Below are 16,661 nucleotides of genomic sequence, written 5' to 3'. Positions count from 1 at the left end.
GTAAGACCCCTGGAAGAACACCAGGTAGATAGGCTCGGGGTGGAAGCGCGGCAACGCGTGGAGCTGACGAGTACTAATCGGTCGAGGGCTTATCCTAAGACACGTAAGGGCGCATTCGTTTCGTATCCGGTTATCAAGGCGCAAGGCCTTGAACATTCGGTCCGGTGGTGATGGCGGAGGGGTTCCACGCGTACCCATCCCGAACACGACCGTTAAGCCCTCCAGCGCCGATGGTACTTGGACCGCAGGGTCCTGGGAGAGTAGGACGCTGCCGGGCCGGATCACAACTTCATCTTATTCCCCGATAGCTCAGTCGGTAGAGCACTCGACTGTTAATCGAGTTGTCACAGGTTCGAGTCCTGTTCGGGGAGCCATTCTGGAGAGATGTCCGAGTTTGGTCGAAGGAGCACGATTGGAAATCGTGTAGGCGTCACAAGCGTCTCGAGGGTTCGAATCCCTCTCTCTCCGCCAGCGCGGCCCGTTGGTCAAGGGGTTAAGACACCTCCCTTTCACGGAGGTAACAGGGGTTCGAATCCCCTACGGGTCACCACTTTCACTCAAAATCCGAAAAAAACTTGAGAAATCAAGAAATTAGGGCTTGCAAAAGAGTGGTCGTTTGATGTATGATATTAAACGTCGCCTCTGAGGAAAGCTAGTCCAACGTCGCGGGGTGGAGCAGTCCGGTAGCTCGTCGGGCTCATAACCCGAAGGCCGCAGGTTCAAATCCTGCCCCCGCAACCAAATGATCTACCTTCGGACGAACGATCCGAGAATGATGTGGAGCCGTGGTGTAGAGGCCTAACATGCCTGCCTGTCACGCAGGAGACCGCGGGTTCGAATCCCGTCGGCTCCGCCATTCAAAACCTTAACCTCGGCTCGGTAGCTCAGTTGGTAGAGCAGAGGACTGAAAATCCTCGTGTCGGCGGTTCGATTCCGTCCCGAGCCACCATGAGTAGGAAGCGCATGACGAGCCGGTGTAGCTCAATTGGTAGAGCAACTGACTTGTAATCAGTAGGTTGGGGGTTCAATTCCTCTCGCCGGCACCATTGGAGAGCTGCCTTGGAGGGTTAGCGAAGTGGCCAAACGCGGGAGACTGTAAATCTCTTCCTTCGGGTTCGGTGGTTCGAATCCATCACCCTCCACCACTTACCTTTCTTAGGGGCATAGTTTAAAGGTAGAACAGCGGTCTCCAAAACCGTTAGTGTGGGTTCAATTCCTGCTGCCCCTGCCAATTGAATAGCATGGCGGTCGTGGCGAAGTGGTTAACGCACCGGATTGTGGCTCCGGCACTCGGGGGTTCAAGTCCCCTCGATCGCCCCATCTAACAACCTCATATTGGGGATTAGCCAAGCGGTAAGGCAACGGACTTTGACTCCGTCATTCCTAGGTTCGAATCCTAGATCCCCAGCCATGTGCGTGCGGAAATAGCTCAGTGGTAGAGCATCTCGTTGCCAACGAGAAGGTCGCGGGTTCGAATCCCGTTTTCCGCTCCATCTACTTTATGGCGCCATAGCCAAGTGGTAAGGCAGAGCTCTGCAAAAGCTTTACCCCCAGTTCGAATCTGGGTGGCGCCTCCATTAAATTTCATATGCGCCCTTAGCTCAGCTGGATAGAGCGTTAGACTACGAATCTAAAGGTCAGGAGTTCGAATCTCTTAGGGCGCGCCACCCTTGCCGGTGTGGCGGAATGGCAGACGCGACGGACTCAAAATCCGTTTCCCGCAAGGGAGTGGGGGTTCAAGTCCCTTCACCGGCACCAAAATCAAACGTTAGGCCTCAGGATGATTCCTGAGGTTTTTTTGCATATTGAAGTAAAGGGCAAGACGCTTCTGTGTTGAGTAGTTCGCCAGCCACCTCGAATACGGTTTGCGCCACAACTTCAATCTCGTCCCCGGCCTGAACTTTGAACACATCTGCGAATTGACGCTCCTTCACTTTCTTCCATTTTTCCCGCAGCTTCATGATCAGATTTTGATAATATCAAAACATATATGACTATACAAAAATAATTGTTGCTTTTTCAAAACGATTTATTATAATTAAAACATACTTAACTCATGGGATTAATTTATCATTGGGGTGGATTAAAATGAAAAAGACATTAGCTGCACTCGCAATAACAGGATTGCTCGCCGGGGTATTGAGCGGATGCGGCTCGAACAGTGAATCGAAGGCCGGGAGCGATACGATTCGAATCGGGCTTGCTGCTCCGATCTCCGGTACGCAGGCGCAATACGGCACCGCTTTTAAGAACGGCGCCGAACTGGCGGCGGCTCAAATTAATGACGCGGGCGGCATTGACGGCAAGAAGGTCGAAATCGTGGTCCAGGACGATAAAGGGGATTCGAATGAAGCGGTGAACGTTGCCAACAAATTCGTAACGGACAAGAGTATTTTGGCAGTCGTAGGTCACTTTAACAGCTCGGCTACTTTGGCGACCGCTCCGATTTATAACAAAAATAAAATCGTTCAGGTATCTCCGTCGTCAAGCGCTCCGGCCGTAACGGATGCCGGGGAGTACACGTTCCGCGTCATTACGACGGATGCGTTCCAGGCCGATTACCTCGCAAGGTGGTCCAAAGAGTTGGGATACGGCAAGGTCGCCTTGATTTATGAGCAATCCGACTTCGGACTGGGACTTCTTAATGTTTATAAGCAGTCCGCTTCGGCGAACAACATTGAAGTGGTTGCCGCGGAAGCCTACAATCCCGGCGATAAAGACTTCAGCACGATATTGACGAAGATTAAGGAGAAGCAGCCGGATGCGATCTTTATCGGCGGATTCTATAATGAAGCTGCCCTGATTGCCCAGCAGGCGAAGAAGCTGAATTTCGATGTTGATTTTATCGGCGTGGACAGTCTTTACTCGGAAGCGTTGCTGGACTTGGGCAAAGAGTCGGTGGAAGGGTTTAAGCTGATCGGCTTCTTCTATCCGGGCGGCGATAACGCTGAAGCCACCAAGTTTGATGAAGAATATCAGGCCAAATACAACAGCAAGCCGGATACGTATGCCGCCTACGCTTACGTTGCAACTTCTGTAATTATCAAAGCGATCCAAGAGAAGGGTGCCGATCGCGAAAGCATCAAATCCTATCTGGAGACATTAAAAGATTACAAGAGCGCAACAGGGGTAATCAGCTTCGATAAAAACGGCGACGTTGTGACGGTGCCTTCGCGATTGACGGTTCATGGCGGCAAATTCGAACTTTACAAATGATTATGGTACTCGGAGCAGGAAAGCCATATTTCCTGCTCCCTGGCTTTGAAAGGATGTTGTTATGTTCCTTCAGCAATTAACCAACGGACTGACCGTCGGCATGATTTATGCCTTGATCGCCCTGGGCTACACGATGGTGTACGGGATATTGAAAATCGTCAATTTTGCGCATGGCGATATTTTTATGATCGGCAGCTTTTTGGGTCTCTTTTTTATGCAGGAATTTCACCTTCCTTTATATCTCGCTTTTTTGCTGTCGGCTGCGGTAACGGCGGTATTAGGCGTCCTTATTGAACGTTTGGCCTATCGTCCGCTTAGGATGGCGGATCGGATCGTGCCGTTAATTAGCGCCTTGGGGGTGTCCACGCTGCTGGTCAGCCTGGCGCAGAAATTGTGGGGAACGGAAATGCATCCTTTCCCGACCGCTTTTGGCAGCCGGACCTATACGCTTGGAAGCATTACATTTTCGGAAATTCAAATTTTGATATTGGTGCTGTCCTTTATATTGATGCTTGCCCTGCAGCTATTCGTAACGCGAACGAAGACGGGAACCGCCATGCGGGCAACCTCGATGAGCCTGACCAATGCCGCATTGATGGGAATTAATACGAATCGGATGATCAGTCTTGCGTTTGCGATCGGCTCGGCACTGGCCTCCTGCGCCGGGATTATGGTCGGGATTTATTACAACGCCGTCTATCCGACGATGGGCTATATGGCAGGGATCAATGCGTTTACGGCTGCGGTGCTTGGAGGGATAGGGAACATACCGGGAGCGATGCTGGGGGGAGTGCTGCTCGGCCTGGTCGAAACGCTCGGCGGCGCTTATATTTCCACGCAATACAAGAGCGTCATATCGTTCTCTATTTTGATCCTCGTACTGCTGATCAGACCCTCGGGCATCCTCGGCAGCAAAGATATCAACAAGGTATAGGTGAAAAGTATGAGAAAGAAAACGGCTATGATTGCCGTGGCTGCCCTGTCCATCGTCGTGCCTGTGGCGCTTCAGCAAGTCAATGATTACTTGCTGCATGTCGTTATCATGATCGGTATCTTTTCCGTACTCTCGCTGAGTCTCAATGTGATCATCGGCTATGCGGGACAATTTGCGCTCGGACATGCGGCCTTTTACGGAATCGGAGCTTACGCCGCGGCGCTTCTAATGCTGCATTTCGATCTGTCCTTCTGGATCGCGCTTCCTGCGTCGGCGGTTATTGCGGGATTGGCCGGCTTTCTATTGGGCAGCCCCGTGATCCGGTTAAAGGGAGATTATTTAGGCATCGTTACCTTGGGCTTTGGGGAAATCGTCCGGCTGATTTTTGTCGGCTGGGTGGATGTGACGCGCGGACCGATGGGCTTGCCCGGCATTCCCGCTCCTTCGCTCTTCGGATTTACGTTCAGCGGGAAGCTGGAGTTTTATTACTTAATCTTGCTGCTTGTGCTCGTCACTTATTTTGTCATCAACAGGCTGGTGCATTCCGGAGTGGGACTCAGCCTGCTGGCGATACGCGAAGACGAGACGCTGGCGCAATCGATCGGTATCCGGCCGAATAAATACAAGCTGCTGGCATTTACGGTAGGGGGATTTTTTGCCGGGGCGGCAGGCGCATTTTGGGCCAGCTACATTTCTTACGTCAGTCCCGACGCCTTTCGATATTTGGATTCCGTGAACATTTTGGCGATGGTTATTTTGGGGGGAGCGGCGAGTTTGCCCGGATCCATCCTTGGGGCGGTTATATTGGTGGCGGCTCCCGAAATTTTAAGATACGTCAGCGATTATCGCATGATTTTGCTCGGACTGGCGATTGTGCTCATGATGATCTTCAAGCCTTCCGGGTTTTGGGGAGAGAAGCACCGGAGGCGTAACTTCTACGGAAACGTACGGAAGGGCGAGAGCAAGTAATGGATAAGGTACTCGAACTCAAGAAGGTGTCGGTGAATTTCGGCGGCTTGGCAGCTTTGCGCGAAGTCGACTTGGATGTGCGCCGCGGTGAGATTTTATCGATTATCGGCCCGAACGGAGCGGGGAAGACCACCCTTTTTAATTTGCTCACAGGGATCTATCGGCCCACCTCCGGAACGATCACCTATAAGAACACGGTAATCAACAAGCTTAAGCCTTATCGACGAGTCGAGCTTGGCTTGGCGCGAACTTTCCAAAATACAAGATTGCTCAAAAACATGACCGTGCTCGAAAACGTGCTTGTGGTGCACGCCGAATGTAACAAAGAAGGGATATTTGCGGCGGTGTTCAACTCGCGGGCTCATCTCCGGCGCAAGCGTGAGGCGATTGTACAGGAGTGTGTGGAGAAGCTGGCCATGGTCGGCCTGGAACACAAGCTGGATGTACTCGCAGGCAGCTTGCCCTACGGTGAGCAACGTTTGCTGGAAATTGCCAGAGCGTTGGCAACGGGCTGCGAAGTGCTGCTTCTGGATGAGCCTGCCGCCGGAATGAATGCCGTGGAGAAAGCGGAGCTGGTCAAAAAAATCAAACGGCTATCCAAGCAATTCAGCATTGATATGATCTTGATCGAGCATGACATGGGGATGGTTATGGAAATTTCCGATCGTATTGTCGTACTGAATTACGGCATGAAAATTGCCGAAGGCAGCCCGCGGCAAATTCAGAATGACCCGAATGTCATTAACGCATATTTGGGCGGGGAGGCCGAGGAACTGTGACGGACGGCCGAAGCAAGCAGAAAATCCTTGAAATCGACGGACTGCACGTAAGCTATGGCGTCATCCAGGCGGTAAAGCAATTGAGCCTGGACATCTATTCCGGTGAAATCGTTGCGCTGATTGGAACGAACGGCTCCGGCAAGACCACCACGCTGCGCAGCATTTCGGGCCTTGTCGGGGATACGAGGGGAAGAATCCTGTTCGCAGGCCGCGATATTACGAAGCTTGAGCCGCATCGTATCGTGAAGCTGGGAATTTCCCAGGTTCCCGAAGGCAGAGGCGTTTTTCCCGATCTGACGGTGCTGGACAATTTGCGGCTCGGAGCCTACGTTCGCCGTGATAGAGCCGAAATATCGGCGGACATTCATAAAATGTATCAATTGTTTCCGCGATTGGAAGAACGGAAAAAACAGCTTGCAGGCACGTTGAGCGGGGGCGAACAGCAAATGCTGGCCATCGCCCGCGCATTAATGGCCAGACCCAGGCTGCTGCTGTTGGATGAGCCGTCCATGGGATTGGCTCCCCTGATGGTTAAGGAAATCTATGCGGCCATTCGGCAGATTAACCAAGACGGCGTATCCGTTCTTCTGGTGGAGCAAAATGCCAGGATGGCGCTGGCGGCAGCCCATCGCGGCTACGTCATGGAAACGGGCAGCATTGTCGTGCAGGGGACTGCCGAGGAATTGAGGAGCAACGATGTGGTGAAATCCGTCTACCTGGGCATTAACTAGTAATTACACATTGGGGGAGGCAGCTTAAATAATGGAACAGCATACGGAGAAGGAACGGAAACAAAAGCTAAATCATGATGAAAGCCTGGAGCCGGTAGATCCGTATACGATTATGGCCAAATTATTTGCCCATTTATCCAAAGCGGTTGTAGATCGTTTTGGAGAAGCGGGGAAGGACGCGATTCGTGAAGGGGTGCGCACGTTTGGCGAGGAACGGGGCCGGGATATTGCCCGCCGGGCGGCGGCCGCGGGACAGCCGAACGATATCCGCAGTTATTTGCCGAATTACGATATGGGACGCAGCGATCTGTTTGAATACGTTACGGAATACCATCCGCTTGAAATCGAGCAAAATTTCACCCGGTGCGCCTTCGGTGATCAATGGAAGAAGGACGGTATGGAGGAATACGGCATTTTGTATTGTCAAATGATCGATCCGGCGATTGCCAGAGGGTACAATGCTGATTTTGAAGTGGAGCACGATAAATATTTGCTTAAAGACGGGTACTGCCATTTCAGGTTTAAAATGAATAGCTCCGGCAACGGAAACGGTGCGGACAAGGAACAAGCCGGAGGCGAGGGCCATGACGATTAACGCCGGACGCCTCTGGGATCGGCTGATGGAATTGGGTGAGATCGGCATTGGGGAGAGCGGGGGAGTGACCCGCTTCTCCTTCACGCAAGAAGAACGTCGGGCCAAGGATTTGGTGGCACGCTATATGAAGGAAGCGGGGCTAGCGGTGCGAGAGGATGCGGCCGGCAATCTGATCGGCCGCCGGGAGGGAACGGATTCCCGGGCTCCCGTCGTCCTTACGGGCTCTCATATTGATACGGTGCCTGACGGCGGCAAATTCGACGGAGCCTTGGGCGTGGTCGCGGCGATTGAGGCTGTGCAAGCGATGGAAGAGCAAGGGATGGCCACTGTTCATCCCATAGAGGTAGTCGCCTTTACCGACGAGGAAGGCTCGCGGTTCGGGTTCGGTATGCTGGGAAGCCGGGCGATGGCCGGAACTTTGCGGCCGGAAGATCTGGAGCACAAGGATGCGGACCGGATTTCGATTGCCGAGGCGATGAGATCGGCGGGCTTGCAGCCTGAGCGGCTGCACGAGGCGGCCAAAGCGCCGGAGCAAGTCAAGGCGTATGTGGAGCTTCATATTGAGCAGGGCAAGGTGCTGGAACATCGGGATCAGCCTGTCGGCCTTGTTACCGGGATTGCCGGACCGCTGTGGCAGCAAATCACGATTACGGGTCAGGCGGGGCATGCCGGGGCAACCCCGATGAACATAAGAAAGGATCCGATGCAGGCCGCCGCCGAGATGTTGAACTACATTTATACAGAGACCCGGAAATTTCCGAACGCCGTGGCCACGGTCGGCAAGTTCCGGATGCTTCCCGGCGGAATCAATGTGATCCCGAGTCAGGTTCAGTTTTCACTTGATTTGCGGGATATTGAGGAGTCGGACAGAGATGTGCTGGAAGCCCGGATAAGGAATTATGCAAGCAAGGTGTGCAGGAAGCATCGCACGGAGCTTGCGATCGAGCTGCTGCAAAGAGTCGCTCCGGCGCCAAGCTCCCCGGAAGTGAAGGAAGCCATTGCGGTCGCAGGGCAGCTCGCCGGGCTGTCGGACCTGCCCGAGCTTGCAAGCGGTGCAGGCCATGACGGGATGCAGTTTAGCGAGAAATGGCCTCTGGGGATGATCTTCGTACGCTCCCGTGACGGAATCAGCCATCATCCGGAGGAATGGAGCTCCGAAGCGGACTGCGGGCTCGGGGCCCAGGTGCTGTACCATACTTTGCTCCAGCTGGCGCAATAAACTTCGCAAAAAAAGAACCTCGCCTCAAGAGTTAAGAGCGAGGTTCTTTTTTGGACGCGGATTGCAGCTGATAACCGAATTGAGCGGATATCGAAGCCGCTGCCGCAAGCAGATCGGTTCGAATGTCATCTTCTTGCTCCTTGATTCGTGCCAGAGAACCGACAATGCTGATCGTGCCGACGATTCGATGCGCGGCATCCTTGATGGGAGCTGCCATGCTGTAGGCGCCCGTTTCGATTTCTTCATCCTCGATTCCGTAGCCCTGTTCCCGAATCTGCTGCAGATTGCTCAGAAGCTTCTTTTTGTCCGTGATTGTTTTATCCGTCAATGAAGTGAGCTTATTGTGGTTCAGGAAATTTTGCAGCTCGGCCTCGGACATATGCGCCAAAAATACTTTGCCGGAAGCGGAGGCGTGCATAGGCAGCTTATGCCCCGCTCTTGAACTGATAATGAAGTAGTTGTTGGGCGATTCCACTTTGTCCACGCAAAAAATTTGTTCGTGCTGGTACACATATAAATGGGAGGTTCCATGATACTTTTTGGTCAGATCGGTTAAATAGGTATGGCCGATTTCTTTCAGATCGAGACTTTGTGAGACGAGGTTCGCCTTAAGCAGAAATTCCAGACCCAGCTTGTATTTGCCGTTATCCTGGTTTTTATCGATGTACGAATAGGCGCTCAGCGTATGGATCAGGCCGTATACCGTACTAATATTCAAGTTAAGCTTCTCGCTGATTTCCGTCAGCGACAATTGAGTATGCAAGGAATCGAAGCAGTTGATGATATCGAGGGCCCGCTGTACCGATTGGATCAGGCGAGGTTTTTTTTCGCTCACAACTTGGTGCCTCCCGTAACACGTAAAATGGCTATAATACTATAGTTAAGTTTAATTATGATAATGTCAATAGGGATTTGTTATTATAAAATGCTTTATCCAAATCGTTATCCGCTCAAGCTGATGACAGGAAAGCAAATTCCATCTGCTTCTGCGACTTTCACGGCTTCTGTACCGTCGCCATATCCTGTAGCAGCAGGAAGGGAGTGAGAAATCGGTGAAGAAGCTTACTTTGGAGACAGCCAAGCAATTAATTGCGGTTGCCGAACAAAAATCCCGCCAGATGGGGCTTTTCAGCAATATTGCCATTGTTGACGAAGGAGCGAATCTGATTGCTTTTGCCCGAATGGAGAATGCTCGCATCGCAGGAATTGAAATTTCCAAGAATAAAGCGTGGACGAGTGTCAGCATGCAAATGCCAACAGCAAATTTGGCACAATCAGCGCTTCCGGGCGGTCCGTCGTTTGGCGTGAATACGACCAACTTCGGTAAAGTCGTCATTCTGGGAGGGGGGATTCCTCTCATTAGCGAGGGACATATCGTCGGCGGGATTGGGGTAAGCGGGGGGAGCAGCGCGCAAGACATCGAAATTGCCAACGCGGCGGTGCAATTGTTTGAGAAGATGAATAAAGGGACTTCCAACATCGACGCACGAATCGGTTTATCACGAAGTTACAGTTAATCCATTCCATAAGGGGTGATGGAGGCATTCGAAGAAGGCCGGCATGCGTTTCTGCCAGCCTTCTTCTCGTTTCTAAATGGATGGGCGCAAATGATCCGGCATTGGATGGTTATTTTTGACGCGATTTCTTTTATCATAGTGGTCAAGTCGGAATTCAACGGGGAGTGAGTTCGGTTTATGTCAACCACAAATGATGAAAAAGTATCCAAGATCGAGATCATCAAGCGGCAGAGCCGTCACCTGCGGGGCACGATTAAGGAAGCGTTGCAGGACGGAGAACCGAAGTTTTCCGAGGACAATGTTCAAGTGCTCAAATTCCACGGCGTCTATCAGCAGGATGACCGGGATTTGCGGGCGCAGCTTAAGAAAGAGGGGAAAGAGCGGCATTACAGCATGATGATCCGCGCCCGCATTCCGGGCGGCGTGCTGTCTCCGGAGCAATACCTCGTTTTTGACCGGCTGGCGGACGAGTATACGGATTACAAAAACATGCGCATCACCACCCGCCAAACCTTGCAGCTTCACGGTATTCTGAAGGGTGATCTGAAGACGACGATCAAGACGCTGAACGAAGCGCTGGTGACGACGCTTGGGGCATGCGGCGATTCCGGCCGCAATACGATCTGCTGCGCGGAACCGGGAGACGAGCCGTTTCGCGAGGAGATGCGTCACGATGTGCTGGCGCTTGCGGACCGGCTCAGTGCGAAGACCAATGCGTATCATGAAATCTGGGTGGACGGCGAACCCGTTCAATTGGCGGAAGGAGAAACGGAAGAGCCGCTGTACGGGGAAGCGTACCTTCCGCGCAAGTTCAAGGTGGCGATCGTGCCGGAAGGGGACAACTGCCTGGACGTGTACGACAACGATATAGGCTTGGTGGCGCATATCCGGGACGGCCATATCGAGGGATATACGGTGCTGGTCGGCGGCGGCATGGGACGGCTGGCGCTGGATCAGGACACCTATCCGCGGCTGGCCAGCCCCCTCTGCTATGTCGCCCGGGACAAGGCGGTCGGGACGATTCTGGACGTTTGCGTGGCGATCGTCACGATTGAACGAGATTTCGGCGACCGTTCGAACCGTCGTTTTGCCCGCATGAAATATTTGATCGACAAGCGGGGGCTGGCCTGGTTCCGGGAAGAAGTCGAGTCGCGGCTTGGACGGAAGCTGGAACCGCCGAGGCAGCTGGAGTGGGCGAACGGGAACGATCATCTCGGTTGGCATCGGGAACGCGACGGCGTGAGCTATTTGGGGTTGTTTGTTCCGTACGGCCGCATCAAAGATACGGAGACGATGCGGCTGAAATCGGCGCTCCGCGATATCATGCGGACGTTCCGGCCGACCGTGCGCTTTACTTCGCAGCAAAATGTCATTCTGAGCGGTCTGGCGGACGAGCAGCGGCCCGCCATCGAAGAACTGCTGCGCGCCTCCGGCGTGCCGCTGCCGGAGGAGTTGTCCAAGGTACGGCAAAATACGATGGCTTGCGTATCGCTGCCTACTTGCGGACTTGCGCTGGCCGAATCGGAGCGGGCGCTGCCGGAGCTGATGCCGCAATTCGAGCAATTGTTTGACGAGCTGGGACTTTCCGATGAGGACATCACCATTCGGATGACCGGCTGTTCGAACGGTTGCGCGCGCCCATATAACGCCAATATCGCTTTTATCGGACGCGCGCCGGGGAAATATGACATCTTCTTGGGAGGCAGCGCTCTCGGCACGGCTTTAAACGAGCGGTTCCGGGAGACGGTGCCGTTCGAGCAATTGGTGTCTGCGGTTCGTCCGGTGCTGGAGTCTTTCGTTCGGGATCGGGAATCCGGCGAAGATTTCGGGACGTATTGGCGGCGGACAGGAGCGGGTGGATACCGTAGCTAAAGGATTGGCAGGGAAGCGGATCGCCATTGCCGGCTCCCGCAAAATACGGGAGCCGTGCAATTATTGAGCGTGGCGGTTCGCCCGCTACTACCACAATGTGTCGACGAAGAGAGGGATGATGAGATGAAAAACCGTCAAGTTCGGGTTGCCGTTGTACAGTCCGCGCCCGTCTTATTTGATAAACATTCCGCTTTGGATAAAATCGCAAGCATGACAAGAGAGGCCGCCGGTCAAGGCGCGCGTCTGATCGTGTTCCCCGAAGTATTCCTGCCCGGTTATCCGCGAGGACTCAGTTTCGGCGCACGTGTCGGCAGTCGTACAATCGAAGGGAGAAAGGATTGGCAGCGCTACTGGGAAAGCTCGATCCAAGTTCCGGGACCCGAAACCGAGATGTTGGGCGAACTGGCAAAAGAGCTGGAGGTTTATTTGGTTATTGGCGTGGTAGAGCGGGATCAGGAGTTCAGCACGGGCACTTTGTTCAATTCGATGATCTATATCGGACCGGACGGAACTTTTCTGGGCAAACACCGCAAGCTGGTACCTACCGGCTCCGAGCGTCTTCTGTGGGGGCAGGGGGACGGCAGCACGTTAACCGTCATCGATACGCCGTTCGGCAGAATTGGCGGGTTGATTTGCTGGGAAAATTACATGCCCTTGGCCCGGACGGCCATGTATGCGCAAGGCATCGACATCTATATTGCGCCTACGGCGGATGCCCGCGATACGTGGCAGGCCACGATCCGTCATATCGCTTGCGAAGGCCGCTGCTATGTCCTTTCCTGCAATCAGTTTGCCACCAAGGCGACCTATCCCGCCGATCTGGCTTATTATGCGGACATTCAGGACGATGACGACATTTTGAGCCGGGGCGGCAGCGCCATTGTCGGACCGCTTGGCGAGTATGTCGTCGAGCCGCTATATCACGAAGAAGGGATTCTGATCGCGACATTGGAACTTGACGAAATTACGCAAAGCCGATTTGATTTTGACGTCGTCGGCCATTATAGCCGACCGGACGTCTTCCAATTAATCGTAAACGATAAAAAGCAGGAAATCGTCCGAAAGTGGAGCTGACCCTGTAAACTCCAAAGCGCAAAAAACCAAAAACTCAATTGGCGAAATGCCAATTTGATGATTCACAATCTGTCCAGCAAAGAGCAGGTAATGCTTTCCGATCTGGTTCATGAGGTGTTGGTCTAATCCAGGCGCCATTTCCGCTCGTTTTTGGGTATTTTGCGGAGATGACCGATCTCTGAGGAGGGATAAATAACGAATGCGGAACGTAGGACTCGTATTGGGAGGCGGAGCGGTCAGAGGGCTTGCCCATTTGGGCTGTTAAAGGTTTTTGAGACGCATTGTATTCCCATTGATTGCGTCGTCGGCACCAGCATGGGGGGAGCGATCGGCGGTCTTTACGCGGCAGGGATATCGGCGCATGAGATTGAGGATCTCTTGCTGAGTACGCCGAAATACCGGTTCTCGAACTGCTTCAACGGCACGGAAAAGAAGCGTTGCGCATCGAGCATTTTCCGATCTCCTTTAAAGCGATCGCCGTTGACTTGATGGAGGGGAAGCAGGTTGTGCTGGATCGGGGCGATTTGGTTACCGCGCTGAGGGCGACGACCGCTTTTCCCGGTGTATTCGCGCCGCTAATGCACAACAATCAAATGTTGGTGGATGGAGGCGTGTTGAACAATCTGCCCGTTGAAGAAATGAAAAAGAATTATGGCGGACAGGTCATCGCGGTTGATGTGGCTAGAGAACACGAGAAAAAACCGCCGCGCAACATGATTGAAGTGGTATACCGTTCGTACAGCCTGATGACGGCGGAGAGAAAGCACAGCAGCTTGAAACTGGCCGACCTTGTGATTCGCCCCGGCGGAACAAATCTAACTAAAGGGGAGGGGGCCATTCGCCGATCGACTTGCCAAAGGAGTTGCTGCTGTAAAAAGGGCCTAAACGATAACAATGTTCTCGTCAAGCCCTTACCGGGGGAGGCATAGCAGAGCCCCTTATCGATGCACCGATAAATAAAAGTTTATGCCCATTCCGCTCCCCATTTTTTCATCTCTTTGAGGACGCTGTGAAAAGCCTGGCCTTTCGGTGTCAGCTCGTATTCCACGGTAACGGGGACGGTCGGAAAAACGGTGCGCTCCACAATGGCGTTTTTCTCCAGGTGCCTTAAAGTAACGGTGAGCGCGTTCGGACTTATCTCATGAATGGATCTTTTGAGCTCGTTGAACCGCTTCTTTCCGTCGTATAATTCTTTTAAAACAAGGAAAGACCATTTGTTCCCGATGATGTTCAGCGCTTTCTCAATGGTGCATGGAATTTCTTCCATCGGACGCATCCTTTCTTGCGAAAAGATTAGTTAGTTAAAAAAATTAACTATATCATATATAAATCACTACTTTAAATACTATATCAATATTTATAGAATAACAACAGGCAGTTTTGACGCTTGGGACGGATCCGGATCCGGCTTCGGATAGGCTCGGGCGAAGAAGCTGCGAGAAGCGATTCGTAACTTTTGAGGCAAGGAGGCTTCAGGCTTGCAGAAATTCAGCTATCAAAATCCGGTTAAATTAATATTCGGCAAAGGACAATTGGAGCAGCTCAAAAACGAACTGGCTCCTTACGGCAAGAAGCTGCTGCTTGTTTACGGAGGGGGAAGCATCAAACGAAACGGCCTGTATGACGAGGTCCATTCGATTCTTCGGGATTTGGGCGTGGAAGTGACCGAGCTGAGCGGGGTGGAACCGAATCCGCGTCTCTCCACCGTTCAGAAAGGGATTGAGCTTGGCCGGAAAAACGAAGTGGATTTTATTCTGGCCGTGGGCGGCGGCAGCGTACTCGACTGTGTAAAAGCGATCGCTGTCGGACTTAAATACGAAGGAAACGTCTGGGACATCATTTCGGGAGCCGCTCAGGCCAAGGAAGCCGCGCCGTTCGGAGCTGTGTTGACATTGGCGGCGACAGGCTCCGAAATGAATAATAACTCCGTCATCACGAATTGGGACACGAAGGAGAAGCTCGGTTGGAGCAGCCCGTTATCGTATCCCGCATTTTCCATTCTCGACCCGGTGTATACGTTTACGGTGCCGAAGGACCAGACGGTTTACGGCATTGTGGATATGATGTCCCACATTTTTGAGCAGTATTTTCACCATGTGCCCAATACGCCTCTTCAGGACCGGTTCTGCGAGTCTTTGCTGAAGACCGTTATGGAGACGGCGCCCAAGTTGATCGAGGATCTTGAAAATTATGAATACCGCGAGACGATTTTATATTGCGGCACCATCGCTTTGAACAAATCGCTTGGAATGGGAACGCAAGGGGAGTGGTCGACCCATGAAATCGAACATGCCGTTTCCGCCGTATACGACATTCCCCATGGCGGCGGTCTGGCGATTTTGTTCCCGAACTGGATGAAGCACGTCATGGACGAAAATATCGGCCGATTCAAGCAGTTTGCCTTGAGAGTGTTCGATGTGGACCCGGCGGGGAAAACCGATAAAGAGATCGCATTGGCGGGCATCGACGCTCTGCGGGCTTTCTGGAGCTCCCTCGGTGCCCCTTCCAGACTGGCCGATTATGGAATCGGCGAGGAGAACATCGAGCTGATGGCCCAAAAGGCCATGTCCAAAGGAAAGCTCGGCGTATTCAAAAAATTGACCAAAGAGGACATCGTCCAAATCTACAGGGCTTCTTTATAACGATCCTTCTATCCATCCATAGCGGAGGTCATTCCCATGAGAAAAATCAAACTTGGCACCAGCTCGTTGGAGGTGCCCGTCGTCGCGGTCGGCTGTATGCGCATCAACTCCCTGGACAAGCAGGAAGCCGAGCGTTTTGTTCGGACGTCTTTGGAACTGGGTGCCAACTTCTTCGATCACGCGGATATTTACGGCGCAGGCAAATGCGAGGAAATTTTCGCCGACGCCATCGGCATGAGCCCAAGCGTCCGCGAAGGCATCATTCTGCAGTCCAAATGCGGCATTCGTCCGGGGCGGTTCGACTTCTCCAAGGAGCATATTCTGGCGTCGGTGGACGGCATTCTGAAGCGGCTGCGCACGGATTACCTGGACGTGCTGCTGCTGCACCGTCCCGATACGCTCGTAGAGCCGGAGGAAGTGGCCGAGGCGTTCGATCAGCTGGAGCGATCCGGCAAGGTGCGTCACTTCGGCGTGTCCAACCAAAATCCGATGCAGATTCAACTGCTGAAGAAAGCCGTTAAACAGCCGATCGTCGCCAACCAGCTGCAGCTCAGCATTACGAACAGCACGATGATCTCCCAGGGCTTCAACGTCAACATGGAGAACGATTCCGCGGTCAACCGCGACGGAAGCGTGCTCGATTTTTGCCGGCTGCACGACATTACGATTCAGCCTTGGTCGCCTTTCCAATACGGCTTCTTCGAGGGCGTCTTCCTGGACAACGACAAGTTCCCCGAGCTCAATGCCAAAATCAACGAGATTGCAGCGAAATATGGCGTAAGCAACACTACGATCGCCATCGCTTGGCTTCTCCGCCATCCGGCGAACATGCAGCCGGTCATCGGCACCATGAATATCGACCGCCTCAAGGACTGCGTCAAGGCGGCCGACATTCGCCTCACTCGCGAAGAGTGGTACGAGATTTTCCGCGCTGCGGGGAATGTGCTTCCCTAAAGATTCGACTGTGGAAAGAAATGTCCAAGATTAAGCTGGCGTCGGTGCCGAACCGGCGCCGGCTTTTTTTAACATTATAGAATTTATAAATTTTGGGGTGGGAGCAGGTCTTCCGCCTGATTTCTGTTTTTGGTAAGGTTAGGATATGGAGACGAACAT

17 protein-coding genes, 15 tRNA genes and 2 rRNA genes are annotated in these 16,661 nt (G+C 53.0%); 31 read left to right on the top strand and 3 right to left on the bottom strand.

Annotated features, from left to right (window positions below):
* From G485_RS0115680 to G485_RS0115600, 17 genes are all read left to right on the top strand, one after another.
* Nucleotides 1-97: ribosomal RNA gene (locus G485_RS0115680) — 23S ribosomal RNA — on the top strand; the annotation flags it as partial.
* A gap of 63 nt (nt 98-160) precedes the next feature.
* Nucleotides 161-277: ribosomal RNA gene (rrf, locus tag G485_RS0115675) — 5S ribosomal RNA — on the top strand.
* Between the two features lie 21 nt (nt 278-298).
* A tRNA-Asn gene (locus G485_RS0115670) sits at nt 299-374 on the top strand.
* 4 nt (nt 375-378) lie between these two features.
* Nucleotides 379-471 (top strand) — tRNA-Ser (locus G485_RS0115665).
* A 4-nt stretch (nt 472-475) separates the two neighbouring features.
* Nucleotides 476-550: transfer RNA gene (locus tag G485_RS0115660), tRNA-Glu, on the top strand.
* A 114-nt stretch (nt 551-664) separates the two neighbouring features.
* A tRNA-Met gene (locus tag G485_RS0115655) sits at nt 665-741 on the top strand.
* A gap of 38 nt (nt 742-779) precedes the next feature.
* Nucleotides 780-856, top strand: a tRNA-Asp gene (locus G485_RS0115650).
* Between the two features lie 17 nt (nt 857-873).
* A tRNA-Phe gene (locus G485_RS0115645) sits at nt 874-949 on the top strand.
* 21 nt (nt 950-970) lie between these two features.
* Nucleotides 971-1,046 (top strand) — tRNA-Thr (locus tag G485_RS0115640).
* Nucleotides 1,047-1,061: 15 nt separating this feature from the next.
* Nucleotides 1,062-1,145, top strand: a tRNA-Tyr gene (locus G485_RS0115635).
* A gap of 12 nt (nt 1,146-1,157) precedes the next feature.
* A tRNA-Trp gene (locus G485_RS0115630) sits at nt 1,158-1,231 on the top strand.
* Between the two features lie 13 nt (nt 1,232-1,244).
* Nucleotides 1,245-1,320: transfer RNA gene (locus tag G485_RS0115625), tRNA-His, on the top strand.
* A 16-nt stretch (nt 1,321-1,336) separates the two neighbouring features.
* Nucleotides 1,337-1,411, top strand: a tRNA-Gln gene (locus G485_RS0115620).
* Nucleotides 1,412-1,418: 7 nt separating this feature from the next.
* A tRNA-Gly gene (locus G485_RS0115615) sits at nt 1,419-1,493 on the top strand.
* 10 nt (nt 1,494-1,503) lie between these two features.
* Nucleotides 1,504-1,577: transfer RNA gene (locus G485_RS0115610), tRNA-Cys, on the top strand.
* Nucleotides 1,578-1,590: 13 nt separating this feature from the next.
* Nucleotides 1,591-1,667 (top strand) — tRNA-Arg (locus G485_RS0115605).
* A gap of 5 nt (nt 1,668-1,672) precedes the next feature.
* Nucleotides 1,673-1,758, top strand: a tRNA-Leu gene (locus G485_RS0115600).
* A 17-nt stretch (nt 1,759-1,775) separates the two neighbouring features.
* Here G485_RS0115600 and G485_RS29995 read toward each other — a convergent pair.
* Nucleotides 1,776-1,961: a hypothetical protein gene (locus tag G485_RS29995; RefSeq protein ID WP_156922388.1), complete on the bottom strand. Its 186-nt coding sequence runs from the start codon at nt 1,959-1,961 to the stop codon at nt 1,776-1,778.
* A gap of 127 nt (nt 1,962-2,088) precedes the next feature.
* On the opposite strand from G485_RS29995, the gene G485_RS0115590 reads away from it, so the two are divergent.
* The 7 genes from G485_RS0115590 (at nt 2,089) to G485_RS0115560 (ending at nt 8,443) form a co-directional block, all read left to right on the top strand.
* Complete coding sequence (locus G485_RS0115590; protein ID WP_027093322.1) at nt 2,089-3,216, top strand: ABC transporter substrate-binding protein; 1,128 nt, start codon at nt 2,089-2,091, stop codon at nt 3,214-3,216.
* Nucleotides 3,217-3,277: 61 nt separating this feature from the next.
* Nucleotides 3,278-4,150, top strand: a complete 873-nt coding sequence (locus tag G485_RS0115585; protein WP_027093321.1) for a branched-chain amino acid ABC transporter permease — start codon at nt 3,278-3,280, stop codon at nt 4,148-4,150.
* A gap of 9 nt (nt 4,151-4,159) precedes the next feature.
* Nucleotides 4,160-5,119 carry a branched-chain amino acid ABC transporter permease gene (locus tag G485_RS0115580; protein ID WP_027093320.1) on the top strand — a complete coding sequence of 320 codons (960 nt, stop codon included), beginning with the start codon at nt 4,160-4,162 and terminating at the stop codon, nt 5,117-5,119.
* Nucleotides 5,119-5,898: an ABC transporter ATP-binding protein gene (locus G485_RS0115575; RefSeq protein WP_027093319.1), complete on the top strand. Its 780-nt coding sequence runs from the start codon at nt 5,119-5,121 to the stop codon at nt 5,896-5,898. The genes G485_RS0115580 and G485_RS0115575 overlap by 1 nt, the downstream gene beginning before the upstream one ends.
* Before the next feature lie 23 nt (nt 5,899-5,921).
* A complete protein-coding gene (locus tag G485_RS0115570; RefSeq protein ID WP_035156583.1) occupies nt 5,922-6,629 on the top strand; it encodes an ABC transporter ATP-binding protein in 708 nt (235 codons plus the stop codon).
* Between the two features lie 31 nt (nt 6,630-6,660).
* On the top strand, nt 6,661-7,224 hold the full coding sequence (locus tag G485_RS0115565) for an L-2-amino-thiazoline-4-carboxylic acid hydrolase (RefSeq protein ID WP_035156578.1): 564 nt from the start codon (nt 6,661-6,663) through the stop codon (nt 7,222-7,224).
* Nucleotides 7,214-8,443 (top strand): Zn-dependent hydrolase, encoded by a 1,230-nt coding sequence (locus tag G485_RS0115560; RefSeq protein WP_027093316.1) that lies wholly within the window; start codon nt 7,214-7,216, stop codon nt 8,441-8,443. Before G485_RS0115565 ends, G485_RS0115560 begins: the two co-directional genes overlap by 11 nt.
* A 31-nt stretch (nt 8,444-8,474) precedes the next feature.
* Here G485_RS0115560 and G485_RS0115555 read toward each other — a convergent pair whose 3' ends face one another.
* A complete protein-coding gene (locus G485_RS0115555; RefSeq protein WP_027093315.1) occupies nt 8,475-9,278 on the bottom strand; it encodes an IclR family transcriptional regulator in 804 nt (267 codons plus the stop codon).
* A gap of 217 nt (nt 9,279-9,495) precedes the next feature.
* Between G485_RS0115555 and G485_RS0115550 the strand changes: the two genes are divergently transcribed.
* From G485_RS0115550 to G485_RS28520, 5 genes are all read left to right on the top strand, one after another.
* Nucleotides 9,496-9,960 (top strand): GlcG/HbpS family heme-binding protein, encoded by a 465-nt coding sequence (locus G485_RS0115550; RefSeq protein ID WP_027093314.1) that lies wholly within the window; start codon nt 9,496-9,498, stop codon nt 9,958-9,960.
* A 177-nt stretch (nt 9,961-10,137) separates the two neighbouring features.
* Complete coding sequence (locus tag G485_RS0115540) at nt 10,138-11,832, top strand: NADPH-dependent assimilatory sulfite reductase hemoprotein subunit (protein WP_035156575.1); 1,695 nt, start codon at nt 10,138-10,140, stop codon at nt 11,830-11,832.
* A 123-nt stretch (nt 11,833-11,955) separates the two neighbouring features.
* The gene (locus G485_RS0115535) at nt 11,956-12,906 is read left to right on the top strand and encodes a carbon-nitrogen hydrolase family protein (RefSeq protein WP_027093312.1); all 951 of its coding nucleotides are present in this window, start codon (nt 11,956-11,958) and stop codon (nt 12,904-12,906) included.
* A gap of 192 nt (nt 12,907-13,098) precedes the next feature.
* Entirely contained in the window at nt 13,099-13,395 is a 297-nt protein-coding gene (locus tag G485_RS31355) for a patatin-like phospholipase family protein (protein ID WP_338027757.1), read from the top strand.
* Nucleotides 13,344-13,835: a patatin-like phospholipase family protein gene (locus tag G485_RS28520; RefSeq protein ID WP_051318330.1), complete on the top strand. Its 492-nt coding sequence runs from the start codon at nt 13,344-13,346 to the stop codon at nt 13,833-13,835. Before G485_RS31355 ends, G485_RS28520 begins: the two co-directional genes overlap by 52 nt.
* Nucleotides 13,836-13,870: 35 nt before the next feature.
* Here the strand turns inward: G485_RS28520 and G485_RS0115525 are convergent, their stop codons facing one another.
* Complete coding sequence (locus G485_RS0115525; protein ID WP_051318329.1) at nt 13,871-14,173, bottom strand: winged helix-turn-helix transcriptional regulator; 303 nt, start codon at nt 14,171-14,173, stop codon at nt 13,871-13,873.
* A 211-nt stretch (nt 14,174-14,384) separates the two neighbouring features.
* On the opposite strand from G485_RS0115525, the gene G485_RS0115520 reads away from it, so the two are divergent.
* Together G485_RS0115520 and G485_RS0115515 are read left to right on the top strand one after the other, a co-directional pair.
* Nucleotides 14,385-15,548 (top strand): iron-containing alcohol dehydrogenase, encoded by a 1,164-nt coding sequence (locus tag G485_RS0115520; RefSeq protein WP_027093310.1) that lies wholly within the window; start codon nt 14,385-14,387, stop codon nt 15,546-15,548.
* A 36-nt stretch (nt 15,549-15,584) separates the two neighbouring features.
* Nucleotides 15,585-16,502: an aldo/keto reductase gene (locus tag G485_RS0115515; protein WP_027093309.1), complete on the top strand. Its 918-nt coding sequence runs from the start codon at nt 15,585-15,587 to the stop codon at nt 16,500-16,502.
* Nucleotides 16,503-16,661 lie beyond the last annotated feature (159 nt).

The sequence above is a fragment of the Cohnella thermotolerans DSM 17683 genome (assembly GCF_000429825.1).
GTDB classification, from domain to species: Bacteria; Bacillota; Bacilli; order Paenibacillales; family Paenibacillaceae; genus Cohnella; species Cohnella thermotolerans.
This window is presented reverse-complemented; position numbering and strand designations above follow the sequence as displayed.